Genomic DNA, 24,525 nt, shown 5'->3' with positions numbered 1-24,525 from the left:
AAGGAGAAACACATGGCACGTGCTGTTGGAATCGACCTCGGTACGACGAACTCCGTCGTCAGCGTCCTCGAAGGCGGCGAGCCGAAGGTCATCGCCAACGCCGAGGGCTTCCGCACGACACCCTCGGTCGTCGCGTTCACGAAGGACGGCGAGGTGCTCGTCGGTGAGACCGCCAAGCGCCAGGCCGTCACGAACGTCGACCGCACCGTCGCTTCCGTCAAGCGCCACGTCGGCACCGACTGGTCGTTCGACGTGGACGGCAAGAAGTGGACGCCGCAGGAGATCTCCGCGCGCATCCTCCAGAAGCTCAAGCGCGACGCCGAGTCGTACCTGGGCGACACCGTGACGGATGCCGTCATCACCGTTCCCGCGTACTTCAACGACGCCGAGCGTCAGGCCACCAAGGAGGCCGGTGAGATCTCGGGGCTGAACGTCCTGCGCATCATCAACGAGCCCACCGCCGCCGCTCTCGCGTACGGCCTCGACCGGGGCAAGGAGGACGAACTCATCCTCGTCTTCGACCTCGGTGGCGGAACGTTCGACGTCTCCCTGCTCGAGGTGGGCAAGGACGACGACTTCTCCACGATCCAGGTCCGCTCCACCGCGGGTGACAACCGCCTCGGCGGCGACGACTGGGACCAGCGTCTGGTCGACCACCTGATCAAGCAGTTCAAGGAGACCTCCGGCGTCGACGTCTCGGGCGACAAGATCGCTCTGCAGCGTCTGAAGGAGGCGGCCGAGCAGGCGAAGAAGGAGCTCTCCAGCTCGACGAGCACCAGCATCAACCTGCCGTACCTGTCTCTGACCGAGTCCGGCCCGGTGTCGCTTTCCGAGACGATCACCCGCGCGAAGTTCGAGGACCTCACCAAGGACCTCCTCGACCGCACGAAGAAGCCGTTCGAGGACGTCATCCGCGAAGCCGGCATCAAGGTCGCCGACATCGACCACGTCGTGCTGGTCGGTGGCTCCACGCGTATGCCCGCCGTCGCCGAGCTCGTCAAGCGCGAGACCGGCAAGGAGGCCAACAAGGGCGTCAACCCGGACGAGGTCGTCGCCGTCGGCGCCGCCCTGCAGGCCGGTGTCCTCAAGGGTGAGCGCAAGGACGTGCTGCTCATCGACGTCACCCCGCTGAGCCTCGGCATCGAGACCAAGGGCGGCCGCATGACCAAGCTCATCGACCGCAACACTGCGATCCCGACCAAGCGCAGCGAGACCTTCACCACGGCGGACGACAACCAGCCCTCCGTCGCGATCCAGGTCTTCCAGGGCGAGCGCGAGTTCACCCGCGACAACAAGCCGCTGGGGACGTTCGAGCTCACCGGCATCGCGCCGGCCCCGCGCGGCATCCCGCAGATCGAGGTCACGTTCGACATCGACGCGAACGGCATCGTGCACGTGTCCGCCAAGGACAAGGGCACCGGCAAGGAGCAGTCGATGACGATCACCGGCGGCTCGTCGCTGTCGAAGGACGACATCGAGCGCATGGTGCGCGAGGCCGAGGAGAACGCGGCGGACGACAAGCGTCGCGCCGAGGCTCTCGAGCAGCGCAACCAGGCCGAGACCCTCGCCTACTCGATCGAGAAGCTCATCAAGGACAACGAGGACAAGCTCCCCGCTGACGTGAAGGACTCGGTCCAGGCCGACGTCGACGCCCTGAAGACGGCTCTGGCCGGCGAGGACGACGACGCGGTCAAGGTCGCGTTCGACAAGCTCAACGAGTCGCAGGGCAAGCTGGGCGAGGCGATCTACGCCCAGAGCCAGGCGGATGCCGGCGCTTCCGCCGGCACCTCGGCCGAGGGCGACGCCCCCGCGGGTGACGCCTCCTCCGACGAGGACGTCATCGACGCCGAGGTCATCGACGAGGACGAAGAGAAGAAGTAACCATGACGGACAAGAACTTCGACGACAACGACGAGGTTCGTCCCGACGGCGAGGGGTCGGATGCTGCGGCATCCGGCCCCGAGCCGCAGGAGAACCCGGATTCGTCAGAGGCCGCTGCCGCTGAGGGCTCCGATGCGTCTCCCGCGGACGACCTGACCGTCGAGGACATCCTCGGCGCCGCGCAGACCGGGGAGGCAGCGGCGGAGGACGCCGTGCTGGCCGACCTCGAATCCGCACTGCTGAACGACCTCAAGCGTCTGCAGGCGGAGTACGCGAACTACCGTCGGCGCACCGAAGAGCAGCGCCAGGTCGAGATCGACCGCGCCAAGGGCGAGGCCGCCAAGGGCCTCATCCCCGTGCTCGACGACCTCGACCGCGCCCAGCAGCACGGCGACCTCGTCGACGGCACGCCGTTCGCCGTGATCGCCGAGAAGGTGCGCACGGTAGTGGAGCGGCTCGGCGTCGTCTCGTACGGCGAGAAGGGCGACGAGTTCGACCCGCAGCACCACGAGGCGATCTTCCAGCAGCCGACGCCGGGAGCGGAGAAGACCACTGTGCTCGAGGTCGTCGAGGTGGGCTATCGCCTGGGCGACGTCGAGCTGCGTCCGGCGAAGGTCGTCGTCGCCGTTCCGGCGGAGTAGGGGTCCGATGGCAAGCCAGGACTGGTTCGACAAGGACTTCTACAAGACGCTGGGCGTCTCGAAGGACGTCAGTGACGCGGAGCTGAAGAAGACCTACCGCAAGCTCGCCCGCAAGTATCACCCCGATTCCAACCCGGGAGATGCCGCGGCCGAGGCGACGTTCAAGGAGATCAGCGAGGCCTACTCGGTGCTCTCCGACGCCGAGCAGCGCAAGGAGTACGACGAGATCCGCGCCATGGGCTCCGGTGCGCGCTTCACGGCGTCAGGCGCCGGTGCAGGGGGCTTCGAGGACGTCTTCAGCCGGTTCGGGCAGCGCGGGCAGTCGTCCGCCGACTTCGAGGACATCTTCGCGATGTTCAACCAGGGCCAGGGTGGCTCGTTCGGCTCAGGGCGCTTCGGTCAGACCTCCGGCGGCTACCGCGGCTTCGGCGGACCGCAGCGCGGCAACGACGTGACCGCGCGGACGACCCTCGACTTCGTCACCGCAGCGCAGGGCGAGACCATCACGCTGCAGGGCGAGGACGGCAAGCCGTTCAAGGTGAAGATCCCGGCCGGTGTCGCCGACGGGCAGAAGATCCGTCTGCGTGGCCGCGGTCGGCCCTCGCCCGACGGTGGGGAGAACGGCGACATCGTCGTGAGCATCGCTGTGCGTCCGCACCCCGTGTTCACGCGCGACGGGCTGAATCTCCGCATCACGGTGCCTGTGACGTTCACCGAGGCGACGCTCGGCGCGACGATCGAGGTGCCGACGCTCGCCGGCGACACCGTGAAGCTGCGGGTCGCCCCCGGCACGCCGTCCGGCCGCGTCCTGCGCGTCAAGGGGCGCGGCATCAAGAGCAGCAAGGGCACCGGCGACCTGCTGGCCGAGCTCCAGGTCGCGGTCCCCTCGCACCTCGACGACGACGCTCGTGCCGCGCTCGAGGCGTTCGCCGCCGCCGAGCCGAAGGAGAACCCGCGCGCCGACCTGATGGCCAAGGCGCGCGGCTGACGATCATGGCTCCCGAAATCAGGACGACAGCTCCAGATCAGGATGCCGCTCACGAAGGCATCCTGGTCTCGGGCGTTGTTCCTGATCTCGGAAATGGTCAATCCAGGAGGTGATGGCGATGTCCCCCGACGATGACGATGCTCCGGTGTTCGCGATCGCCGTCGCCGCCGAGCTCGCCGGCATGCACCCGCAGACGCTGCGTCAGTACGACCGGATCGGACTCGTCGTCCCCGGTCGTACCAGGGGCGGGTCGCGGCGCTATTCGGCGCGCAACGTGCAGCAGCTGCGTGAGGTCGCCCGGCTGTCCGGCGAGGGCATGAGCCTGCCGGCGATCTCGCGTCTGCTGCATCTGGAGGACGAGGTGCGGATGCTGCGCCGACGCGTCCGGGATCTCGAGGGCGCGTTGCGCGCCGAGCGCGAGAACCGTCCGGGCGTGCGCGTTTTCGCCGCCGGAGCGAGCGGTGTCATCCCCATGGCGTCCGGCCGCCGCATCCGCCGGTCGACCGAAGTCGTGCTGTGGCGACCGGGCGATCGCCGCACCGAGGACTGAGTCCGCCTCACCGGACAGTGAGGTCGTCGCGGTAGGGTGGCGAAACGATGAGGATGACACGTCGCACGCTGCTGATCGGCGCCGGAGTCGGCGCCATGAGTGTGCTTCTCGCGTCCTGCACGCCAGAGCCCACGCCAACGCCCACCCCGACCCGTACGCCGACGGATCCGCCTCCGACGTTCGACGGACCGGCGCCGACGCATTCGATGCGCAGCGCGTGGTCGACGGATCCGTTCTCCCGCGGTGGTGCGAGCTTCACGCCGGTCGGCGCGCAGCCGAGCCTGCGCGCCGCGCTCGCGGAGCCGATCGAACAGCGCGTGTTCTTCGCCGGCGAGGCCGTCGACACCGAGTACCCGGGCACGATGCGCGGCGCCATCCGATCCGGTGAACGAGCGGCGACGGCTCTGCGCACGCGCGCGGCGGCCGGTGAGCGCATCGCCATCGTCGGAGCAGGGCTCGCCGGCGCCGTGGCCGCAGGTCAGCTGACCGCAGAGGGCGCCGAAGTGACCGTCTTCGAGGCCCGTGACCGGCTCGGCGGACGCGTCGACTCGCGCGTCGACGAGGCCTGGCCCATTCCGGTCCAGCTCGGTGGCTGGCTCCTGGGCGTCGACGACACCGATCTGCGTGAGCGGTTCGCCGGCGACGACACCCGCCTGCTCGATCTGGTCGAGGCCGAGTGGCGCTCGTCCGACGGCGCGGTCGACGCGGCCGACGATGCCGTCCTCACCGGTGCGCTCGAGGCCGCGCAGACTCAGCCGACGGACCTCTCCGTCGCCGATGCGCTCACCGAGACCGGTGCAGACCCCGAGGAGCCGACGCTGGCCGCCCTGCTCGCGGCGGTGACGGCGGCATCCGGCGGTGGCCCTGACGTCCTGTCGTCCTGGTTCCCGCCCGGCCTGCCACCGGAGAGCTACGCGGCGCCGTCCGCTGATCTGTCGGTGTTCATCGAGATGCTGCTCCAGGGCCTGGAAGTGAGTCTGTCGTCCCCCGTATCGCGTGTCGCGTACGACGACACCGGGGTCAGCCTGCGGCTGGGGACGGGGGAGTCGCTGTCGTTCGATCGTGTCGTGCTGACCGTGCCGCTCGGCGTCCTCCAGCACGGCGGCGTAGAGTTCTCGCCCGCGCTGCCGTTCACCCATCGCGGGGCGATCGCCGATCTCGGCGTCGGCGCGATCGAGACGATCTGGCTGCGCTTCGACGAGGCCTTCTGGGAGACCGAGGCGGCGCTGTGGCACGTGGTCGGCGGGGACGCCGTCATCCGCACCTGGTTCAATCTCCAGCCCACGACGGGAGAGCCCGTGCTCGTCGGTCTCGTCGGCGGGGATGCGGCGGAGGAGTTCGCCGCGCTCGGCGATCAGGAGGCCGTCGTCGCGGCGCTCACGTCGCTGGCGCCGTTCATGCCCTCCGCCGACGCGGAGTAGCCCGTCCTCGTCGCGCGCCGTCGCGCGAGCGGCGCCCAGGGGCTCGGCATCCGACTCACTCCGACGACAGCCGTCGCGACCAGCGCGAACATCGCCAGCGCGAGTGCGCAGGTCACCATGAACTCGGGCGGCCCCGAGACCTGGCGCGGGTCGAGGAAGTAGTACGGATACCAGCCGATCGACGGCCCGCGCCACAGCGTCACGATGCCCCACAGGATCGGGAATGCGAGGGATGCCGGCACCACCCACCACGTGACCCGGCGATGTCCCGGGGTGAGACCCCAGGCGAGGGCTGTGCAGGCGGGGAGCCAGAAGTGCAGCAGCTGGTCCGACCAGGGCACATCGATGCGGATGCCGCGTAGCCCGGCCTGCCAGACGATCAGTGCGAAGGCGAGGCCGGCGGTGATCGTCCAGGTGAGCACGAGCGCGAGAGCGATCGTGAACCACCGGGGGTCGGTCTCCCGCCGGAGGGCCAGCACCCCGCCGATCGCGAGCAGCGCGACCAGCGCGCAGTTCGACTGCACGGTGAGGTAGGCGAAGAAGTTGTCGCCGGCGACGGTGTTCGAGCTCAGCCCCCAGAACAGGCGATGGGTCAGGGCGCCGAGGCAGACGGCGGCGGTGAGCAGGCGCAGCACACCGAAGATCATCCGCCAACGCACGCTGCCATCGCCTCCTCTCCCGCGCGGTCACCGCGTCATCTGGCGAGTCTACGGAGGCTCGGATGTGCGGCGGATCCGGATAGGGCGGAAGGGCAACGAGTTGACTTCTGAAATCGATTCCAGTTAACTGTCTTTCGTTAACGGTACACAAAGAGGTGAAGTCATGGTCACGATGAGACCCACCCGAGCGCCTGCGCTCGGAGACCAGCTCGCAGCGGTCCTGCGGGACCAGATCGTCCGTCGGCACCTGCAGCCGGGTACTCATCTCGTCGAGGACTCGCTCGCGGCGGAGTACGACGTGAGCCGAGGTCCGGTGCGCGATGCCTTGCGTCAGCTCGAGTCACAGGGGCTGGTCGAATCCCGGCGCCGGGGATTCTTCGTCGTAGGCCTCAGCCAGGAGGACATCAACGATCTGTACGAGCTGCGCGAGTCCATCGAACTCGTCGCGGTCACCCGTGCGATCGGGCGCGTCTCCGACGACCAGCTGCGCATCGGGCGCGAGATCGTCCGGGAGATGGTCGCGTGCGCAGATCGCGCCGCTGCGGCCGATTTCGCCGATGCCGACATGCGCTTCCACGCACTGCTGTATCGCATCGGAGGCAACTCCCGCCTCATCGACGTCTGGGAGGCCTACGAACCGGTCTTCGCGAGCCTCATGCAGCTGACCGTGGAGGAGGATGTCGATCTGCACCCATCCGCGCACGATCACGGCCGCCTGCTCGATCTCCTTGAGGAGGGCGACGCCGACGAGATCAGGGCGGAGCTGCGCGAACACCTCGACGGCGCGCGTTCTCGCATGGCGCACGCGGTTCAGGCGCTCATCGAAGGTGCCGGAGAGGAGCGGGCCTCATGAGCGTGGTCGACATCGAGCGGCCCGTGGAGGCATCGACGGCACCAGGCGGCGCGCCGTCCGGCGTCGGCCGCCGCCGATTCGTCGGGGTAGGACAGTCGAGGGCGCTGCTGGTGCTGGCGATCCCGGCACTGATCTTCTACGGATTCGCGGTCGTGGTCCCGTCGATCCGCGGCGCCGTGCTGGCGTTCACGAACTGGGACGGCCTCTCTCAGAACTACGACTTCATCGGGTTTGACAACTTCGTCCGGATCTTCACGTCTCAGAGCTCGCTCGACGCCCTGAAGATGACCTTGATCTTCGCGCTCGCCGTCACGGTCCTGCAGAACGGCATCGGTCTGCTCCTCGCCCTCGGCGTGAACAGCGGTCTCAAGTCGCAGAACTTCCTTCGTGTGCTGTTCTTCGCGCCCGTCGTGATCACGCCCGTCGTCGTCGCGTACCTCTGGAAGTTCCTGCTCACGCCCGACGGAGCGGTCAACACCCTTCTCGCGGCCGTCGGTCTCGGCGACGTAGCGCCCAGCTGGCTCGGCGATCCGTTCTGGGCCGCGGCATCCGTCGTCATGATGATCGTCTGGCAGCACGCCGGGTACTCCATGGTGATCTACATCGCCGGCCTCCAGTCCATCCCGCAGGAGCTCAACGAGGCCGCAGCGGTGGATGGAGCAGGTCCGTGGCGCCGGTTCTGGTCCGTCACGTGGCCGCTGCTCGCACCGGCCACGGCGATCAACGTCATGCTCACGATCATCGGCGGACTGAAGATGTTCACCGAGGTGTTCGTTCTGACCGCCGGCGGTCCCGGTGGCGCGACAGAGACGATGTCGACGCTGCTGTACAAGTCGGCGTTCCAGTTCAACGAGTTCGGCTACGGCATCGCGCTGGCGCTCGTGCTCGCCGTCGTCGTGGTGTTCTTCTCCGTCGCGCAGCAGCGCCTGAGCCGGAAGGGCGGCCACTGATGTTCCGCTACACCAAGGCGACCTTCGCCCGGGAGCTCGTCATGCTCCTGATCGCGCTGGCATTCATCTTCCCGGTCTACGTGCTGGTCAATATGTCGTTGCGGCCGGCGAACGACGCCACCTCGGCGCTCGTCCCCTCTGCTCAGCCGACGTTCGACAACTTCATCCAGGCGTGGAACGAGGCGGGGCTCGCGCAGGCTCTGCTGAACAGCGCGATCGTGACCGTGACGAGCGTCGTCCTGATCGTCGCCATCTCGTCCATGGCCGCCTACCCGCTCGCACGCGTCATGTCGAAGCTGTCGACGACCGTGTTCTGGATCGTGCTCGTCGGCATGATGATCCCGTTCCAGGTCGCGCTCATCCCGCTCTACCAGACCATGCGTGATCTTGGTCTGCTCGGATCCCTCGCCTCGCTCATCCTCTTCTACACGGGCAGCCAGGTGCCGTTCTCGGTGTTCCTCTACACCGGATTCCTGCGGACACTGGAGCGCGACTACGAAGAGGCGGCGGCGCTGGACGGTGCGGGCACGTTCCGCACGTTCACGAGCATCGTCTTCCCGCTGCTGCGCCCCATCACCGGAACCGTGATCATCCTCAACGCCATCACGGTGTGGAACGACTTCCTCGTGCCGCTGCTGTACCTCAGCGGCACTCCCCAGCAGACGGTCACCGTGGCGCTCTATGCGTTCGTCGGTCAGTTCGTCTCCGACTGGCCCGTGGTGTTCGCGGGCCTGGTCATCAGTGTGGTGCCGGTGCTGCTGGTGTACTTCCTCATGCAGAAGCAGATCATCAAGGGCTTCGCCGGAGGGCTGAAGGGATGAGCCTGGAGCCGTATGCGCTGCGCGTGGATGGGCAGCGCGAACCCCAGGGCGTCGTCACGGTGCCCGCGTTCTCCTGGCGACTGCGCTCCGCCGAACCGGGTGCGCGGCAGAGCGCGTACCGGATCACGGTGGCGCAGGTCCTTCCCGGTGGTGGGTCGGCACCGGTCTGGGATTCCGGGAACGTGCCGTCGGATCTGACCGTCGGCGCTCGCTACGCCGGCGCTCCGCTGGTTACCTCGGCGCGGTACCGCTGGGTGCTCTCCGTCGAGGATGCGAACGGTGCGATCGTGACCCGCACGGCGGAGTTCGCGACGGGGATCGTGCACCCGGACGAATGGCGCGCGGCCTGGATCGGGCGCAATCCGGTCTACCGTCGCACGGCCCTTCCCCCGCAGGACACCGACATCAGCTTCACGGTGAACAAGCTCCAGCCGGTGCGCCGCTTCGTGCGGCACTTCGATCTCGATCGTGTTCCCGCGATCGCGCGCGTGCACGCATCCGCGAAGGGCGTCTACCGGTTGTACGTGAACGGTCGGAAGGTCGGCGCGGACGAGCTGGCTCCGGGGTGGACGGAGTACCGAGACCGCATCACGTACCAGTCCTGGGACATCGCGCCGCTCCTGCGACCCGGCCGCAACAGCGTCGCCGCGCTGCTCGGGGACGGGTGGTACGTCGGCTTCATCGGAACCGATCGCCGGCAGCAGGCGCAGCACTACGGCAAGGAGCCCGCGTTCCTGGCGCAGCTCGTGCTCGACGACGCCGACGGCGGTCGTCGGATCGTGGCCACGGACGGGGACTGGAAGGAGGACGCGTCCGACATCCTCTACGCCGACCTGCTCATGGGCCAGTACGAGGACTCCCGGCGCTCCGTGCCCGACTGGCACATGCCGGACCACGACATCGAGCACTGGTCGGATGCCGTCGTGAAGGACACCGCCGTAGACCTGCTGACGCCCGAGGTGGATCCGGGCGTGCGTGCGACCGTTCGCCTGCCCGCGGTGTCGGTGTCGTCTCGCGGCGAAGGCCGCTTCATCGTCGATTTCGGGCAGAACCTCGTCGGTCGTGTGCGCCTGACGCTGCGCGATCAGCCGTCCGATCGGCGCATCCAGCTGAATCATGCGGAGGTCCTCGACGACGGCGAGCTGTACACGGCCAATCTCCGCACCGCCGAGCCGCTCGACGTGTTCTGGACGAACGGGGATGCGGAACAGGCCTTCGAGCCGCGGTTCACGCTGCACGGGTTCCGCTTCGCAGAAGTGCAGGGCCTGCAGGGAGAACTCTCACCGGACGACGTCGAAGCTGTCGTGCTGCACAACGACGCCGAGTTCGTCGGCGACTTCTCCTCGTCGGATCCCGCCCTGGACAGACTGTTCCAGAACATCCAATGGGGGCTGCGGGGCAACTTCGTCTCGATCCCGACCGACTGCCCGCAGCGGGACGAGCGACTCGGCTGGCTCGCCGATGCGCAGGTCTTCGCGCCGACCGCCCTGGCGCTCGCGGATCTCGGCCCGCTCCTGAAACGCTGGATGCGCGACGTGCGCAGCGCGCAGAACGGCGACGGCGCGTTCCCCGACATCGCACCGCACTTGATCCATCTGCGAGAGGGGGCACCGGCGTGGGGAGACGGTGGAGTGACCATCCCGTGGAACGTCTACCGCGCCACCGGTGATGTCGAAGTGCTCGCGGAGGCCGCCGACTCCATGATCGCCTGGGTGCGTCACATCGAGCGGCACAATCCGGACCTGATCTGGCGCACGCAGGTCGGCAACGACTACGGCGACTGGCTGCAGATCGGCGAGGAGACGCGCAAGGACGTCCTCGCGACGGCCTACTTCGCGCGCAGCGCCGACCTCACCGCGCGCGCCTTGCGGGAGATCGGTCGCGCCGAGGATGCCGAGGCGATCGAGCGGCTTCGCGAGCGGATCGGGGTGGCCTTCCGCGATCGGTTCCTGTCAGAGGACGGGACGGTCGCCGGTGACACGCAGGGCGGCTATCTCCTCACCCTCGCCTTCGACCTCTGCGCGGATGACGCACAGCGAGACCGCGTCGCGCAACGCCTGGTCGCAGCCGTCGAACGCAGGGATGTCTCGCTCACGACAGGTTTCGTCACCGTCGGGCTGCTGTGTCCGACGTTGGCGGAGATCGGACGCGAGGACCTCGCGTTCCGCCTGCTGCACAACGACCGCTACCCGTCGTGGCTCTTCTCGGTACGCAACGGGGCCACCACGATCTGGGAGCGGTGGGACGGGTGGACCCCCGAGCGCGGCTTCCAGTCTGCGCGGATGAACAGCTTCAACCACTACTCGCTGGGATCGGTCGGGGAATGGTTCCTCTCCGGCATCCTCGGCATCCGACAGGCTGAGGCATCGGCGGGATTCGCGGACATCGAGCTCGCACCTCGGTTCGACCCGCATCTGGATCACGCTGCCGGCTCTCTGGAGACGCCGCGAGGGCGCATCGAGAGCCGCTGGCGACGCGAGGGCGGACGCATCAGGTGGAGCGTGATGGTTCCGCCCGGCCGCCCGTCGGTCGCCGTCCTCCCCGCCGCGCCCGAGGTCACGGAAGGAGGCGAGAACGCGACGCACTCGCACGGCGTCACCCTGATGGAACGAAGCCAGCGGGGCACTCGATGGCGGCTGGAACCCGGAACCTACGAATTCCGGTTCCCGGCCGAGTGAACCACTGAACCCGAACACCTGTACCCGGGGGCTCGCGCCCCCTTCCTGCATTGGAGTCTAGCCACCATGAAATCGCGTTACATCGCCGTCGTCGCCGGTGTCGCCGTCGCGGGCCTCAGCCTGTCGGCGTGCTCGTCGTCGGAGCCGACGTCGTCCACGGAACCCACGGATTCGCTCACGATCGCGACCACGTCGAACAACCAGGGCCCGATGGAGGCCGTCGTCGCAGCCTACGAGGAGAAGACCGGCCTCGACGTCAACCTGACCGTCGCCGACACCTCGCAGTTCCAGACGACCATCCGCACCCAGCTGTCGAGCGGCACCGGCCCCGACGTGTTCACGGTCTGGGCCGGCGGCGGGAATCCCGGCGCCATCGACGTCCTGCAGGGGGCGGGCTATCTCGCGGACCTCTCTGATCGGGAGTGGGTCGACACCGTGGATCCCGGTACCGCCGAGACCCTGCAGATCGACGGCAAGACCTATGGGCTGCCGTCGAAGCTCGACGCGGTCGGCACGATCTACAACACGGCCACGCTCAGCGAGCTGGGACTGGAGGTCCCGACGACCTACAGCGACCTGCTCGCGTACTGCGCGGATGTGAAGGACGCCGGAAAGGTCGCCTTCGCGCTCGGCATCCAGACCGACTGGGTCACGCAGCTCATCCCCTACGCGCTGGTCGCGTCCACCGTGTACGCGGACGACCCCGATTTCGATGCGCAGCTCGCCGACGGCTCGGCGACGTTCGAGGGCTCGGGCTGGGCCGACGCCTTCGACAAGTACCTCGAGATGAACGAGGCGGGGTGCTTCAACGACGATCCGCTCGGCACCGACGTCACCGCGTCCTACAACCTCGTGAACAGCGGCGAGGCGGTCGGTGTCGTCCAGGTCCTCGCGTCCTACCCGCAGATCGCCTCCACGGCGCCCGAGGGAACCGAGTTCGGGTTCTTCCCCCTGCCCGGCGACGATTCGGGTGAGACCTCGGTCCCGCGTGGCATCGGCGTGAGCTTCGCTGTCAACGAGAGCGCGAAGAACATGGTGAACGCGCTCGACTTCGTCGACTGGCTGGCCACGCCCGAGGCGACCGGCATCTGGTTCGAGGCCGCCCCGGGGATCCCGGCGCTCACGTCGGCGGAGGTCGAGCTCGACCCCGTGATGCAGACCGCCGCGGACGTCATCGCGGAAGGGCTGACCGCGCCCATGCCCGATCAGGGCTGGCCGAACGCGAAGGCGCAGTCCGCGCTGTTCGTCGGCGTGCAGCAGTTGTTCTCCGGCCAAGCGGGCGTCGATGACGTCCTGGCCTCGATGGACACGGCCTTCTCCGGCTGACCCATCCGGCTCCGGGATGCCGACGCTGGCGTCCCGGAGCCGCCCCTCCCGCACGACTTCCGGAAAGACCGCATACGCATGCCCACGCACGACATCATCACCGCCGTCCCGCTCGCCTTCGACGATCATGGAGCGCTCGACCTCGACGGATGCCGGGAGATTCTCGCCTACGTCGCCGCCTCCGGCGTCCAGGGTGCGCTGATCCTCGGCACCACGGGGGAGTTCCCCGCGCTGTCGATCGACGAGCGCAATGCCATCACGAGACTCTCCCTGGAAAGCCTCACCAGCATGCGGGTGATCGTGCACGTCGGGGCTGCGAGCCGGTTCGAGGTGTCGCAGCTGATCGCGGGCGCTCGGGGTGCCGGCGCGAAGGAGATCGCGATCCTCACGCCGTACTATCTCCCCGCACCTCCGGATGAGGTCTACGACTTCTTCCGGGAAGCGGTCGCGGAAGCCGCGGGATTCGATGTCTACGTGTACATGTTCGAGGCGCGGACGGGCATTCCCGTCGACGAGGAGCTCATCGTGCGGCTCGCGGGGCTGCCGGGAGTCGTCGGCGTGAAGGTGAGCGGCGAATCTCTCGATCTCATCTCCTCGTTCCGCGCGCGCCTCCCCGAAGGCTTCCGGATCTACACCGGCTCGGACGGGGACTTCGCGAGGGCAGGGCTGGCGGGAGCGGACGGGGTCATCTCCGGCGTCGCGTCGGCGTTCGCGCGACCGTTCGTCGCGATGCGTCGAGCGCTGATCGACGCCGACGCCGGTCGCGTCGACGAACTGCAGAAGGACATCGACGAAGTCGTCGAGGCCGTGGACGGATCCCCCGCGCGGATGCGCGCCGTCCATCGCCTCGCCGGGAGTCCCGTCGGCGGTCGGCGCATGCCGATCCCCGAACCGGACGCAGCGGAACTCGCGCGACTCGAGCGCGCGGTCCCGCGTTTCCACTAGAAGCGGCATCCGATCGGATGCCGCGAGATGAAGGAGTAGCAATGTCGCCCTCACCCGTCTCGTTCCGCCGGCGGATCCTCGCCGGCGGGGCACTGCTCTCGGCCGCCGCGCTGACAGCCGCCCTCGCAGGGGGCCCGGCCGTCGCCGATGTCGAGAGCCCGCCCGTCGCCGTGGCCGACGGCCTCATCGACACGGCCGATCTCAACGCCCTGGGGCTGCCCCAGGCCGAGAACGCCGAGACCGTCACGATCTTCTCGCCCGGCGACGATGATCTGAAGTTCAACCACGGAACCGTCCTGACCTCGTTCCAAGGGCGGCTCTACGCGCAGTGGCAGAGTTCCGAACGCGACGAGGACGCGCCCGAGACGATCGTGCGCTACAGCGTGAGTGATGAGCACGGCGAGAACTGGTCCGATCCGATCGACCTGACCGCGCCGCGCACCGACGGCTACACGTCGAACGGAGGCTGGTGGACCGACGGCGAGACGCTCATCGCGTATCTCAACGTCTGGCCGTCCGCGCTGTCTCCCCGCGGCGGGTACACGTTGTACGTGTCCAGCACGGACGGCGTCACCTGGAGCGATCCTGCCCCCGTCACGGATACCCAGGGGCAGCCGGTGCTCGGCATCATCGAGCAGGACGTGAAGGCCCTCGACTCCGGGCGCATCCTCACGGCGTTCCACGTGCAGCCCGGCTTGCAGGTGAAGCCGTACTACACCGACGATCCGCTCGGCGTCAGCGGGTGGACGCAGGGTGAGTTCGAGAACCAGCCCTATCTGCCGGACGAGATGTCGCGAGAGCTCGAACCCAGCTGGTACACGCAGGAGGACGGCGACGTCGTGATGACGTTCCGCGATCAGGGCGGCAGCAGCATGTTCAAGTTGGCGGCCGTCAGCGAGGACGACGGCGAGACCTGGTCGGAGTCCGTGGTCACGAACATTCCCGATTCGCGCACGAAGCAGAGCGCCGGCAACCTCCCGGACGGCACCGCGTATCTCGCCGGCAGCCTCACGGGGACCAAGACCCGGCACCCGCTCGTGCTCGTGCTGAGCGCCGACGGCGAGACCTTCACCGAGGGCGTCGTGCTCAGGGACTCGGCGGATCTGCAGCCCCTGCGGTACACCGGCAAGTCCAAGAACCTCGGCTACAGCTATCAGAAGAGCTTCGTCTGGGGCGAGCACCTGTACGTGTCCTACGGCACCAACAAGGAGGACGTGGAGTACACCCGGGTGCCGTTGGGCGACATCTCGCTGCGCGAGGTCCCCGCGCAGATCGAGCGGCCCGATGCCACGGGCGGCGGGCGCGAGATCGCGGTGCAGTGGTCGTCACCGGGCGCCGGGGACTCCCTGATCACCCGTTACGTGGTCGAAGCCGAATCGCGGTCGGGTGTCATCGTCACGACCACGGTCTCCGGTGACGACGTCGACGCCGTCCTCACCGGATTGCGGCCCGGTCGCTACCGGGTCGCGGTGACCGCCGCGAACGCATTCGGCGAGGGGGAGACCTCGCCCTGGTCGCCGTGGGTGACCGTCACCGGAAAGCGCGACTGAGGCAACGGGGGCCCGGCCCGGCGAACGAGCCGGGCCGGGCCCCGCACCTCTCACCCGCCCAACCCCTCCACCCGGAACCGGTAGGCGGCGCCGGGTCGGAACGGCTCGAAGACCTCGAAGTTCTCGAAGGCCGGGCCGCCGGGGATGGGCGACGCACTCGCCCAATACGCCCATCGTGCATTGACGAGGACCTGAAGATCCGGGTGGGGATCGTCGACGATCCAGGTCTGCCTCGCGCGTTCACCGAGGAAATGCCAGTGCTCGGCGGTGTCGGCCGAATACGAGACCGACCAGGGATCCTCTTCATCGCCGATCGCGCTGACAACCGCGGCATCGCCCTCTCGGCGAAGCTCCGACAGCGGGAAGCGCGCGTGCTCGGCGAATCCGGTGCCGGAGAACCCCGGCCACAGCTCGGCCGGGGTGACCGGGAGATCGGCGAGTTCGAGCACCCGCAGCCGGGCCCAGTTGCCCATCGTCGCAGTCAGGATCAACGCGTCCAGTGGCGCAGATTCATCGGTCGTGAAACCCGCGACCTCGACCTCATGCGGGCGGTCAGCGCGGAACCGGACGCGCACCCGCACGTCGGCCCCATTGTCGAACCGCTCGACGCCGATCCAGATCGTGAGGGTCTCGACGCCGTCGACGTCCTCGATCACGCCGGCGGTCAGCCGCGCAGAAGGCGAGTCGCCTGGACGATCGAGCGCCCACAGGCGTTTGCCGTTCTGCCCAGGGTCGAGAGCGCTCGGCTCCAGTTCGGAGTAGCCGCGCTTGTCATCACCCCGCACGATCGGTTCGATCGCGATGAAGTTCACCAGGCGGTTCTCGGCGTGACCGAGATACGGGGTGTAGACACGCAGCAGTCCACGCGGGCCGGGGAGCGGAGGGATGCCGATCTGCATGCCGTCCGCATGGCCCCACCGGGGCGGCGATGAGGGGGAGTCCGATGGGCGCAGCCAGTTCGATCGCATGCCGGATACGGTAGCTTGCTGAAATCGATTTCGCTAGAGTGGCGCCTGATCGAGGAGGATCATGCACCGTGAAAACCGTCGAATCCATCGCACCGTCAGCATCGCGGCATCCGCTCTGGCCGTCCTCACCGTCACGGCCTGCTCGACAGGGGGTGCGGTGACCATCGATGCCGACCCCGACAAGCCCTTCCGACTCAGCGGCGTCTCGAACGTGACCGAGATCGCGCAGCTGACCGGCCCCGATGCGATCAACGACACGGCATCCGTCTCCGTGGCGGGGACGGACCTCGGATCGATGGTGAACGTCGGCGAGCGAACGCTGTTCCTGTTCGGCGACACGTTCGGCGAGCGGGACCCGGAATCGATCGGTGGACAGGGCGAGTTCTGGCGCTCGAACGTCGCGGCGTGGTCCACCGACGACGACCCGTCCGACGGGATCACCTTCGACGGCTGGGTCGAGGACGACATCGGCCTGGCTGCGGCGCTCATCGAGGGCGATCACGATGCGAACGGCGCAGGTGGCGAGGTCACGAAGATCCCCACCCATGGGTTCGCCGTCGGAGAGGCGATCTACGTCGCGTACATGTCGGTGCGCTACTGGGGAGACCCTGGTGCGTGGGAGGCCAACCACTCCGCACTGATCGCCTCGCGCGACGGTGGCGAAACCTGGAAGCCCGTGCCGGATGTGCAGTGGCCCGGCGACTCAGGGTTCATCCAGTTCTCCGTGGTCGCCGGGCACGATGAGGGGCGCGACTACCTGTACATCTGGGGGATCCCGGCGGGCCGCTTCGGCGACGTGCGCCTCATGAGGGTGCCGGCGGCGACCGCCGATGTGGAAGACCAGGGCGCGTACGAGTACTTCGCCGGCGTCGCTTCCGATCGGCCGATGTGGTCGCGCGACATCGATGACGCGCGACCGGTCGTCGAAGGCACCATCGGCGAGCACTCCGTGATGTGGTCGGAGTACCTCGAGAGATGGGTGATGACGTACTCGGATGCGGGCAACGCGTACATCCGCGAAGGTGTCACGCCGTGGGGCCCGTGGGCTGAACCGATCGATCTCATCTCCGTGGGCGACTATCCGGGCCTCTACTCGCCGTACCTCAATCCGCGCTATGTCGGCGATGGCGGAAAGACGATCTACTTCACGCTGTCGCTGTGGGGGCCGTACAACGTCTTCTGGTTCTCCGCCGAGCTGGATCGAGCCGATTGAGGTGTTGCGCTTGAAATCGATTTCGCCTAACCTGACGCTACCCGGTCGCAGCCGATCGATGTGCGCGGCCGTCACCCTCGGCATCCGCCGAACACAGCAAACGACTCGAGGACGAGTCGAGTTCCTGAGGAGGAACCATGTTGAGAACGACACGCACTCGCCGTCTCGTCGTCACCGCTCTGGGGGCGGTCTCCGCCGTGGCGCTGCTGGCCGGATGCGGCTCCAGCACTCCGGGGCAGTCCGCCGACGACGGCGACGAGGAAGGCGTCACGACCATCCAGTTCTGGCACCGGACCTTCACTCCGGTGGAGAACGAGTGGTACGAGAACATCGTCAAGCAGTTCAACGAGTCCCAGGATGAGGTCAAGGTCGTCGACACCGAGGTGCCGGCGGATGCCTGGGATCAGAAGATGAAGGCCGCGCAGGCCGCGGGCAAGGCACCGGACATCTACACGCATGCCGGCAGTATCCAGGATGCTGTCACGGCAGGCCAGCTGCACGACCTGGACTCGGTGGTCTCCGAGGAGGCGCTCGGCGAGATCATCGACGCGGCGAAGCCGGTGTCCGAGATCGACGGCACCTTCTACGCCTACCCGCTGCTTCTCGAGCCGCAGACGGTGCTGTTCTGGAACAAGGACCTGCTGGATGCCGCCGGCGTCGACTCGGAGAACGGCCCCGAGACGTGGGATGACCTGCTCGCGGCGTGCGCCGAGATCCAGCCCACCCTCGCGGACGGGCAGTACTGCATCTCGCCGGCGCAGGATGCGGTGACCTTCGCGTGGTCGTCTGTCGGGCAGCAGTACAACTTCGCCGGGCACACGGCCCTCAGCGACGACTGGACGGCCCCGAACATCGACGACGACGGGTACCGCGACCTCATGGCGAAGTACAAGACCCTCTGGGATGAGGGGTACATGCCCAAGCAGGCGCTCGCCGCGTACGTCGAAGGCAAGGACTTCGGCGAGGAGAAGGTCGCCTTCAAGGTGTCCGGTTCGTGGATGATGTCCGAGCTCGGCTCCGACTACAGCGACGTGCTCGGCAAGACAGGCATCGGCGCGTTCCCGGATGCGTCCGACGGTGAGCGGACCGCGACCACCCTGGGCAACTTCAAGTGGGTCATCGACGCCAAGACCTCGAAGGCGGAAGCCGCCGGCGCGTTCCTGGAGTGGGCCATCGCAGGTGAGGCCGAGAACCTCGTCCCGTTCTTCGTCGATACCCAGTTCACCAAGGTGCCGGTCCGGCAATCGGTGCAGGATGCCGTCGCCGAGAGCGATGAGGCGGCCGACGCGCCCTGGTCGAGCATCATCGTCGACGAGATCGCTCCCGACGCCATCCCCGAGCCCACCTACCCCTGGGATGTCTCGCTCGCAGTGGGCACCGCGATGGAGTCGGCCATGAAGGGATCCGCCTCCGTCGACGACGCGATCGCGACAGCCCAGTCGGCGATCCAGACGGTCATCGAGCGCGACGGCCTGGCGGACAAGGCCCCGGCGAACTGATCCGCGACTCGTGGGGACCGGTGATGCACCGGTCCCCACGAGTCTCGAACGCCCTGGTCACGAGAGAACGGTTGGACATGGCCACAGCAGCAGTCGATCGCAGGACGATCAAGAAGCGTCAGGACACGTACAGATATCGGGACGGAAAGGTGGCATACCTCTTCCTGCTCCCCGTGGTCGTCCTGCTCGGGATCTTCGTCGTCTGGCCGGCGATCTACGCCGGATTCCTGTCCTTCCAGGATTGGAGCTTCTACAAGGACCCGGAGTTCGTCGGGTGGAAGAACTTCATCGACGTGCTGAGCGACCGGCTGTTCTGGGCATCCGTCGGGCGCGGCTTCGTGTTCGTGGCGATGACCGTGCCGCCGATGCTCGTTCTGGCGTTCCTGTTCGCGAGCCTCGTGGTCAGCGTCTCGCGGCGCTTCGCCAGCATCCTGAAGGTGAGCATCTACATCCCGACGATCATCTCCTCGGTGATCACCTCGATCATCTTCGTGCTGATCTACGACTACTCCGGCGGACTGCTGAACTGGTTCCTCGGGCAGTTCGGAATCGACCCGATCGCGTGGATCGGCGACCCGGCATGGGCGCTGCTGGCGATCGCGATTCCCGCGATCTGGCTGGGGATGGGGCTCACCTCGCTGATCATGGTCGCGGCGATGGTCGACATCCCGCAGGAGTTCTACGAGGCGGCCGCCATGGAGGGCGCCAACTGGTGGCAGAAGACGGCGTACATCACGCTGCCGCAGATGAAGAACATCATCCTGTTCCTGCTCGTCACGGGTTTCGTGGCAGCCATTCAGCAGTTCGAACTCCCGTTGGTCATGACCAACGGCGGGCCGCTCGACTCCACGATGCTGCCGAACCTGTTCATCTTCAATCACTTCCGCAATGACATCAATGTCGGGTACTCGATCGCCGCGGCCCTCGTGATGTTCGTCGTGCTGGGGACGGTGTCCGCGATCGTGTTCAAGTTCGTCAACTCCGAAAGGCTGGTGGACTGACATGACCGTCATGCAGGAGACCACTCGCATCGTGCTCGAAGGACGAGAGACCAAGCGCGCCCGGTTGCCGCGTACGCCAGGATCCTGGTTGGTCATCATCGGCAAGGTCATCGCCGGCGTGCTCTTCATCGTGGCGGCGCTGTTCCCGCTGGCGTGGATGGTGATCGCCGGTTTCAAGTCCAAGACCGAGGTCATCCAGACCCCGTTCCAGTTCTTCCCCGAGGTCTGGCGCTGGGAGAACTACGCGCAGATCCTCGCCGACCCCACGTTCACGCGGACGATGGGGTGGACCTTCCTCGGAGCCGTGCTGTTCACGCTGCTCAGTCTCAGCGTGAACTCGCTGGCAGCCTACGCGTTCGCCCGCCTCGACTTCCGGTTCAAACGGACGCTGTGGGTGGCCGTGATCACGACGATGTTCATCCCTGGCATGACGATCCTGCTCACGAGCTTCATCGTCGTCACGAGACTGTCCATGCTCGACACCCTGGCGGTCCTGGTCATCCCCGGCGCCGCGAGCGCCGCGACCGTGTTCTTCATCCGCCAGTTCTACCTGAACATCCCGGCGAGTCTGGAGGAGGCGGCGATGCTCGACGGCTGCGGGCGGGTACGCATCTTCTTCCGCATCTTCCTGCCGCTGTCCAAGCCGCCGTTCGTCGTGATGGGCATCACCGCGTTCCTCGCCTACTGGAACTCGTATGTCTGGCCGATCATGACCATCACCACGCCGGAGCGGTTCGTCGTGCAGCAGTACCTGGCGACGTTCCGATCGGAGCGCAGCAGCGAGCTCGGCCTGCTGATGGCCGGCTCGGTGCTCGCCGCGGCGCCCGTGATCATCCTGTTCCTGATCTTCCAGCGCCAGATCATCGGCAACATCAAGATGGCCGGGCTCAAGTAGGGAGTCGGATGCTGCTGTCATTGTCCGGCGCGAGCGGCGTCGGCAAGTCCACGATTCTCGTGGCGCTCGAGCGAACCGATCTCGACGCACCTGTCGTGTGCGTCGAGTTCGACAGCATCGGTGTGCCGGAGGACGCCGACACGTCCTGGCGGCACGGTGCGATCGAGCACTGGGTGCGGTTCGCCGTAGACGCGCAGGAAGAAGGGAAGCACGTGCTCCTGTGCGGCCAGGTGCCGCCCGGCGAACTGCTCGCGGCGCCGTCCGCCGATCTCCTCGACGGCATCGCCGTCTGCGTGCTCACCGCGTCGGCTGAGACCCAGCGGTCGCGGCTGCTCGGACGCGGTGAGCAGGAGGACGGGCTCATCCATCACCTGCGATTCGGCGCCTGGTTCGCCGCGCATGCGGCGGATCCGCGCCACCTGCCCGAGGTCATCCGCGTGCCGAGCGCGGTGGCGATGGCCTGGGAGCGATGGGAGGACTGGGAGACCGGCGATGCACGCTGGCCGGTGGCGCTCATCGACACGGACGCGCTCACACCGGCGCAGGTGGCCGACCGAGTCGCAACCTGGGCTCGCGCCGCATTGGCCGGCGACGCTCCGGCCGTCACCCTCCGCTGATCACCAGACCGTGTACCCGCCGTCGGCGATCACGTCGGATCCGGTCATGAAGCTGGACGCCTCCGACGCGAGGAACAGGATCACGGAGGCGACCTCGTCCGGCGTTCCCAGCCGTCCCATCGGCGTGCGTTCGCGCCACGTCACTCCGAGCTCCGGTTCGCGCTCCAGCAGCGCTGCGGTCAGGTCGGTGGCGATGTACCCCGGCGATACCGAGTTCACCCGTACGCCTCGGTCGGCCCATTCGCCCGCGAGCGTCTTTGTCAGGTGAACGACGCCGGCTTTCGCCGCGTTGTAACTCACCTGTTTCTGCGGGAAGTTGCTGATGCTGCCGCTCATGGATGCGATGTTGACGACGCTGCCGCGTCCGGCATCCAGCATCCGACGCCCGAACGCCTGGCACACGTAGAAGGTGCCGGACAGGTCGATGTCGACGACCTGTCGCCAGTCGGCGACGGTCATGTCCTCGGCGCTCGCCGAGCGCACGATCCCTGCCGCGTTGAGCACGACATCCGGGGCGCCGAAGCGAGCGGTCACATCGGATGCCGCGGCCTCGACAGCCTCGGCATCCGTCACATCGACCGGGAGGAACTCGGCATCCAGATCGGGGCTGGTCATCGCGAGGTCGACCACCACGACCCGCGAATCCTGCGCGCGGAAGCGTTCGGCCGTCGCCAGCCCGATCCCGCGGCCGCCGCCGGTGATGACGACGAGTTTGCCGGAGAGGTCGGGATAGGTCGCGTGCGTCATGTCGTGCTTCTCACTCCTGGGGGGCTCGCGACGGCGTCGCGCCGATGTCGGGCACGGGAGCCGTTCCTAGATGAACCTCCAGATCGTCGGCCGTCGGCGTCTTCGGACGTCGCGCCGTCGGGCGGTCGAGGTAGAACACCGCGGTGGAGGCGATGTCGTCCCGCAACGGGAGGTACCGCCAGCCGCTGCGCCATCCGAGCGCCTGGATGTCGACCTTGGGGATGCCGGTGGAGAAGTGGATGGGATCCAGCAGGTGCCAGCGGTACATGCCGAAGCGCTGTTGCGAGACGTAGAGGCCATCGGGGCGGATCACCTGCGGCATCCCCAGATACGGCGTCGAGAAGGGGGTGTAGCCCTCGCCGGGAATGTCGAAGTTCCACGCGCCGCCGAAGTAGTCCTCGGTGCCGGTGCCGCAGATCGTCGGATAGTCGGTGTCGTCGTCGAGGTAGAACTTGATCTCTCCTTCACCCCACCAGCCGTTCGAATTCACGCCCCACGCGATGTACGTCCCCACGTATTGTCCCTGTCCCTCGATGCCCTCGAGGATGACGTGCGGGGTGAGGTCTTCGAGCGGGTTCGACCGCCGCCACTGAGCGTGGAAATAGGCCTCGTTCGAGTAGTCGCCGCCGATCTCGTAGGTCACCTGGTAGTACACCCGGACGTCGACGACCGAGGTGTTCTCGATGGTGAGGCGCGCGCCGTCGCGGAACGGCATCGGCCAGTAGGAGTTGAACCCGCCGTGCGGATTCGCGGCGATGGCCTGCGAGTCGACCTGGGCGAAGACGCCCCAGCCGTTGCAGAAGAAGTCGCCGTAGGGCACTTCGACGGCCGGCTCCTCTGCACCGTCCCAGTACGCGCGCAGCAGGAGCGTCCGCCAGTTGTCGGTGTGCGTGGTGATCCAGATGTGCGTGATCCTGCCCGCACCGGGGATCGAGGCGAGTTCGAAGGTCTCGCCGGCCTTGATGTCGACGCTGGGTGAGATCTTCCATCCCCGGCCCAGGTCGCGAGCGCACGAGGCGCCCGTTCCTTCCGTGGCGCGGCCGCCCCCGCCGACCGATCCGTCGAAGTTCTCCGGCGATATCGATCGTGTCTGCACGGAGCGCAGCGCCGAAACGGAGGAGATGTTTGAAGCGAGTGCCATGGTCGATTCACGTCCTTGTGCGTCAGGTCTGGAGTCGCTGTTCAATGTAATCGATTTCAACAACTCTCGCCAGAGCCGCGCCGCGCGCGATACAGTGACTGGGCTGGGGGGAAGGTGCACATGGCCACGATCTATGACGTCGCTGAGCTCGCGGGGGTTTCACCCGCGACGGTTTCGCGCGTCTTCAACGGCACGAGCGTCTCAGCGCCGAAAGCCGACGCGGTTCGCAAGGCCGCTCGGCAGTTGAGGTTCACGCCCAATCGAACGGCTCGGACGCTGCGCCGCCAGAGCAGTGAGGTCATCGGCCTGATCATCCCCGACATCGAGAACCCGTACTTCACGGAGATGGCCAGAGGGGTCGAGGACGTCGCATCCGAGGCCGGCTACTCCGTCGTGCTGTGCAACTCCGACGCGCAGTTGGAGAAGGAGTCCACCTACCTGCAGATCGCGATCGCCGAGCACATGTCCGGCGTGATCATCGCGACGGCGTCCGAGCAGAGCAGTCTCGACGAGGTCCTCGCGACGGGTCGTCCGATCGTCGCGGTCGATCGGAGCACGACCTACGACGTCGACGGCGTCGTGATGGCCAACCGTGCAGCCGGAGCGTCCGCAACAGGGGCGCTGCTGGATGCCGGGTATCGGCGGATCGCCTACATCGGCGGACCTGCGCACATCGACACGGCAGCGGAACGCGCCGCCGGGTGGCGTGACGCCCTGGCCGCCCGTGCGCCAGAGGCGGCCACCGATGAGCTCCTGCGTTTCGCCACGTTCCGTGTGGACGGCGGACGGGCTGCGATGGAAGAGCTTCTCGCGCTGCCCGAGCCGCCGGATGCCGTGGTCGCGGGCAACAACCTCATCGGCGTCGGTGCGATCCAGGTGCTCACGGAGCACGATCTGACACCGCCCAAGCTGGGTGTTGCGGTGATCGGCTCGCTGCCGTTCACGACTCTCTCGCCGACGGCGGTCACGGTCGTCCGACTCCCGGCGAGGCACATGGGCGTCACCGCCGCCAAGATGCTGCTCGAACGCATCCGCGGCGATGAGCAGCCGGCGCGGACGGTCGTGCTGCGCAGTGAGCTGCAGGCGGCCAGCGCCGTCCGCTGAAGGTGACGCGCGACGGGTCTCGTCGCGCTTGCGGCTTGAAATCGATTTCGCGTACAGTGGCGGCATGGCGATCACAG

22 protein-coding genes are annotated in these 24,525 nt (G+C 67.5%); 18 read left to right on the top strand and 4 right to left on the bottom strand.

The genetic code is table 11. The features are described 5' to 3' along the window. Positions 1-12 precede the first annotated feature (12 nt). The 5 genes from dnaK to AC3ANJ_RS17915 all read left to right on the top strand — a co-directional run bounded on the left by dnaK (position 13) and on the right by AC3ANJ_RS17915 (position 5,481). Entirely contained in the window at positions 13-1,881 is a 1,869-nt protein-coding gene (gene dnaK, locus AC3ANJ_RS17935; RefSeq protein WP_406248321.1) for a molecular chaperone DnaK, read from the top strand. Between the two features lie 2 nt (positions 1,882-1,883). After that, positions 1,884-2,522: a nucleotide exchange factor GrpE gene (locus tag AC3ANJ_RS17930; RefSeq protein WP_488317490.1), complete on the top strand. Its 639-nt coding sequence runs from the start codon at positions 1,884-1,886 to the stop codon at positions 2,520-2,522. A gap of 7 nt (positions 2,523-2,529) precedes the next feature. Continuing rightward, positions 2,530-3,510, top strand: a complete 981-nt coding sequence (locus AC3ANJ_RS17925; RefSeq protein WP_488317489.1) for a DnaJ C-terminal domain-containing protein — start codon at positions 2,530-2,532, stop codon at positions 3,508-3,510. Between the two features lie 112 nt (positions 3,511-3,622). Continuing rightward, entirely contained in the window at positions 3,623-4,060 is a 438-nt protein-coding gene (locus AC3ANJ_RS17920; RefSeq protein ID WP_488317488.1) for a heat shock protein transcriptional repressor HspR, read from the top strand. A gap of 47 nt (positions 4,061-4,107) precedes the next feature. Next, entirely contained in the window at positions 4,108-5,481 is a 1,374-nt protein-coding gene (locus tag AC3ANJ_RS17915; protein WP_488317487.1) for a flavin monoamine oxidase family protein, read from the top strand. Here AC3ANJ_RS17915 and AC3ANJ_RS17910 read toward each other — a convergent pair. Further along, entirely contained in the window at positions 5,415-6,140 is a 726-nt protein-coding gene (locus AC3ANJ_RS17910; protein ID WP_488317486.1) for a Pr6Pr family membrane protein, read from the bottom strand. The genes AC3ANJ_RS17915 and AC3ANJ_RS17910 overlap by 67 nt on opposite strands. Positions 6,141-6,303: 163 nt before the next feature. Here AC3ANJ_RS17910 and AC3ANJ_RS17905 point away from each other — a divergent pair, with 163 nt between their 5' ends. From AC3ANJ_RS17905 to AC3ANJ_RS17875, 7 genes are all read left to right on the top strand, one after another. Then, positions 6,304-6,993 (top strand): GntR family transcriptional regulator, encoded by a 690-nt coding sequence (locus AC3ANJ_RS17905; RefSeq protein ID WP_488317485.1) that lies wholly within the window; start codon positions 6,304-6,306, stop codon positions 6,991-6,993. Continuing rightward, on the top strand, positions 6,990-7,943 hold the full coding sequence (locus AC3ANJ_RS17900) for a carbohydrate ABC transporter permease (RefSeq protein ID WP_488317484.1): 954 nt from the start codon (positions 6,990-6,992) through the stop codon (positions 7,941-7,943). Before AC3ANJ_RS17905 ends, AC3ANJ_RS17900 begins: the two co-directional genes overlap by 4 nt. Continuing rightward, entirely contained in the window at positions 7,943-8,764 is an 822-nt protein-coding gene (locus tag AC3ANJ_RS17895; RefSeq protein WP_243228253.1) for a carbohydrate ABC transporter permease, read from the top strand. Before AC3ANJ_RS17900 ends, AC3ANJ_RS17895 begins: the two co-directional genes overlap by 1 nt. After that, positions 8,761-11,442 (top strand): family 78 glycoside hydrolase catalytic domain, encoded by a 2,682-nt coding sequence (locus tag AC3ANJ_RS17890; RefSeq protein ID WP_488317483.1) that lies wholly within the window; start codon positions 8,761-8,763, stop codon positions 11,440-11,442. Before AC3ANJ_RS17895 ends, AC3ANJ_RS17890 begins: the two co-directional genes overlap by 4 nt. Positions 11,443-11,508: 66 nt before the next feature. Then, complete coding sequence (locus tag AC3ANJ_RS17885; protein ID WP_488317482.1) at positions 11,509-12,768, top strand: ABC transporter substrate-binding protein; 1,260 nt, start codon at positions 11,509-11,511, stop codon at positions 12,766-12,768. A 78-nt stretch (positions 12,769-12,846) separates the two neighbouring features. Further along, positions 12,847-13,713 (top strand): dihydrodipicolinate synthase family protein, encoded by an 867-nt coding sequence (locus tag AC3ANJ_RS17880; protein ID WP_488317481.1) that lies wholly within the window; start codon positions 12,847-12,849, stop codon positions 13,711-13,713. Positions 13,714-13,754: 41 nt separating this feature from the next. Next, positions 13,755-15,263, top strand: a complete 1,509-nt coding sequence (locus tag AC3ANJ_RS17875; protein WP_488317480.1) for an exo-alpha-sialidase — start codon at positions 13,755-13,757, stop codon at positions 15,261-15,263. Between the two features lie 50 nt (positions 15,264-15,313). Here AC3ANJ_RS17875 and AC3ANJ_RS17870 read toward each other — a convergent pair whose 3' ends face one another. Then, on the bottom strand, positions 15,314-16,231 hold the full coding sequence (locus tag AC3ANJ_RS17870) for a hypothetical protein (RefSeq protein ID WP_488317479.1): 918 nt from the start codon (positions 16,229-16,231) through the stop codon (positions 15,314-15,316). A 61-nt stretch (positions 16,232-16,292) separates the two neighbouring features. On the opposite strand from AC3ANJ_RS17870, the gene AC3ANJ_RS17865 reads away from it, so the two are divergent. The 5 genes from AC3ANJ_RS17865 to AC3ANJ_RS17845 all read left to right on the top strand — a co-directional run bounded on the left by AC3ANJ_RS17865 (position 16,293) and on the right by AC3ANJ_RS17845 (position 21,456). Then, a complete protein-coding gene (locus AC3ANJ_RS17865) occupies positions 16,293-17,444 on the top strand; it encodes a glycoside hydrolase family 183 protein (RefSeq protein WP_488317478.1) in 1,152 nt (383 codons plus the stop codon). Positions 17,445-17,581: 137 nt separating this feature from the next. Beyond that, positions 17,582-18,943, top strand: a complete 1,362-nt coding sequence (locus AC3ANJ_RS17860; RefSeq protein ID WP_406248335.1) for an ABC transporter substrate-binding protein — start codon at positions 17,582-17,584, stop codon at positions 18,941-18,943. A 77-nt stretch (positions 18,944-19,020) separates the two neighbouring features. Further along, positions 19,021-19,944, top strand: coding sequence for a carbohydrate ABC transporter permease (locus AC3ANJ_RS17855; RefSeq protein ID WP_488317477.1), 924 nt, complete (start codon positions 19,021-19,023; stop codon positions 19,942-19,944). A 1-nt stretch (position 19,945) separates the two neighbouring features. Further along, complete coding sequence (locus AC3ANJ_RS17850; RefSeq protein ID WP_488317476.1) at positions 19,946-20,839, top strand: carbohydrate ABC transporter permease; 894 nt, start codon at positions 19,946-19,948, stop codon at positions 20,837-20,839. A gap of 8 nt (positions 20,840-20,847) precedes the next feature. Beyond that, the gene (locus AC3ANJ_RS17845; protein ID WP_488317475.1) at positions 20,848-21,456 is read left to right on the top strand and encodes a DEAD/DEAH box helicase family protein; all 609 of its coding nucleotides are present in this window, start codon (positions 20,848-20,850) and stop codon (positions 21,454-21,456) included. Here the strand turns inward: AC3ANJ_RS17845 and AC3ANJ_RS17840 are convergent, their stop codons facing one another. Further along, a complete protein-coding gene (locus tag AC3ANJ_RS17840; RefSeq protein WP_488317474.1) occupies positions 21,457-22,203 on the bottom strand; it encodes an SDR family NAD(P)-dependent oxidoreductase in 747 nt (248 codons plus the stop codon). A 10-nt stretch (positions 22,204-22,213) separates the two neighbouring features. Then, entirely contained in the window at positions 22,214-23,344 is a 1,131-nt protein-coding gene (locus tag AC3ANJ_RS17835; RefSeq protein WP_488317473.1) for a glycoside hydrolase family 172 protein, read from the bottom strand. Between the two features lie 120 nt (positions 23,345-23,464). Here AC3ANJ_RS17835 and AC3ANJ_RS17830 point away from each other — a divergent pair, with 120 nt between their 5' ends. Next, a complete protein-coding gene (locus AC3ANJ_RS17830) occupies positions 23,465-24,448 on the top strand; it encodes a LacI family DNA-binding transcriptional regulator (RefSeq protein WP_488317472.1) in 984 nt (327 codons plus the stop codon). Positions 24,449-24,525 lie beyond the last annotated feature (77 nt).

Source organism: Microbacterium sp. STRO-1N (assembly GCF_057748015.1).
The sequence above is the reverse complement of the archived record's forward strand: the minus strand, read 5'-3'. Positions and strand labels throughout refer to the sequence as shown.

Bases quoted from the DNA above. Each gene is read 5' to 3' on its own strand.
- AC3ANJ_RS17930 (WP_488317490.1), top strand. From the start codon at position 1,884: ATGACGGACAAGAACTTCGACGACAACGACGAGGTTCGTCCCGACGGC.
- AC3ANJ_RS17855 (WP_488317477.1), top strand. From the start codon at position 19,021: ATGGCCACAGCAGCAGTCGATCGCAGGACGATCAAGAAGCGTCAGGAC.
- AC3ANJ_RS17880 (WP_488317481.1), top strand. From the start codon at position 12,847: ATGCCCACGCACGACATCATCACCGCCGTCCCGCTCGCCTTCGACGAT.
- AC3ANJ_RS17865 (WP_488317478.1), top strand. From the start codon at position 16,293: ATGCACCGTGAAAACCGTCGAATCCATCGCACCGTCAGCATCGCGGCA.
- AC3ANJ_RS17850 (WP_488317476.1), top strand. From the start codon at position 19,946: ATGACCGTCATGCAGGAGACCACTCGCATCGTGCTCGAAGGACGAGAG.
- AC3ANJ_RS17900 (WP_488317484.1), top strand. From the start codon at position 6,990: ATGAGCGTGGTCGACATCGAGCGGCCCGTGGAGGCATCGACGGCACCA.
- AC3ANJ_RS17875 (WP_488317480.1), top strand. From the start codon at position 13,755: ATGTCGCCCTCACCCGTCTCGTTCCGCCGGCGGATCCTCGCCGGCGGG.
- AC3ANJ_RS17835 (WP_488317473.1), bottom strand. From the start codon at position 23,344: ATGGCACTCGCTTCAAACATCTCCTCCGTTTCGGCGCTGCGCTCCGTG.
- AC3ANJ_RS17895 (WP_243228253.1), top strand. From the start codon at position 7,943: ATGTTCCGCTACACCAAGGCGACCTTCGCCCGGGAGCTCGTCATGCTC.
- AC3ANJ_RS17890 (WP_488317483.1), top strand. From the start codon at position 8,761: ATGAGCCTGGAGCCGTATGCGCTGCGCGTGGATGGGCAGCGCGAACCC.
- dnaK (WP_406248321.1), top strand. From the start codon at position 13: ATGGCACGTGCTGTTGGAATCGACCTCGGTACGACGAACTCCGTCGTC.
- AC3ANJ_RS17870 (WP_488317479.1), bottom strand. From the start codon at position 16,231: ATGCGATCGAACTGGCTGCGCCCATCGGACTCCCCCTCATCGCCGCCC.
- AC3ANJ_RS17885 (WP_488317482.1), top strand. From the start codon at position 11,509: ATGAAATCGCGTTACATCGCCGTCGTCGCCGGTGTCGCCGTCGCGGGC.
- AC3ANJ_RS17840 (WP_488317474.1), bottom strand. From the start codon at position 22,203: ATGACGCACGCGACCTATCCCGACCTCTCCGGCAAACTCGTCGTCATC.
- AC3ANJ_RS17845 (WP_488317475.1), top strand. From the start codon at position 20,848: ATGCTGCTGTCATTGTCCGGCGCGAGCGGCGTCGGCAAGTCCACGATT.
- AC3ANJ_RS17860 (WP_406248335.1), top strand. From the start codon at position 17,582: ATGTTGAGAACGACACGCACTCGCCGTCTCGTCGTCACCGCTCTGGGG.
- AC3ANJ_RS17925 (WP_488317489.1), top strand. From the start codon at position 2,530: ATGGCAAGCCAGGACTGGTTCGACAAGGACTTCTACAAGACGCTGGGC.
- AC3ANJ_RS17915 (WP_488317487.1), top strand. From the start codon at position 4,108: ATGAGGATGACACGTCGCACGCTGCTGATCGGCGCCGGAGTCGGCGCC.
- AC3ANJ_RS17905 (WP_488317485.1), top strand. From the start codon at position 6,304: ATGGTCACGATGAGACCCACCCGAGCGCCTGCGCTCGGAGACCAGCTC.
- AC3ANJ_RS17830 (WP_488317472.1), top strand. From the start codon at position 23,465: ATGGCCACGATCTATGACGTCGCTGAGCTCGCGGGGGTTTCACCCGCG.
- AC3ANJ_RS17920 (WP_488317488.1), top strand. From the start codon at position 3,623: ATGGCGATGTCCCCCGACGATGACGATGCTCCGGTGTTCGCGATCGCC.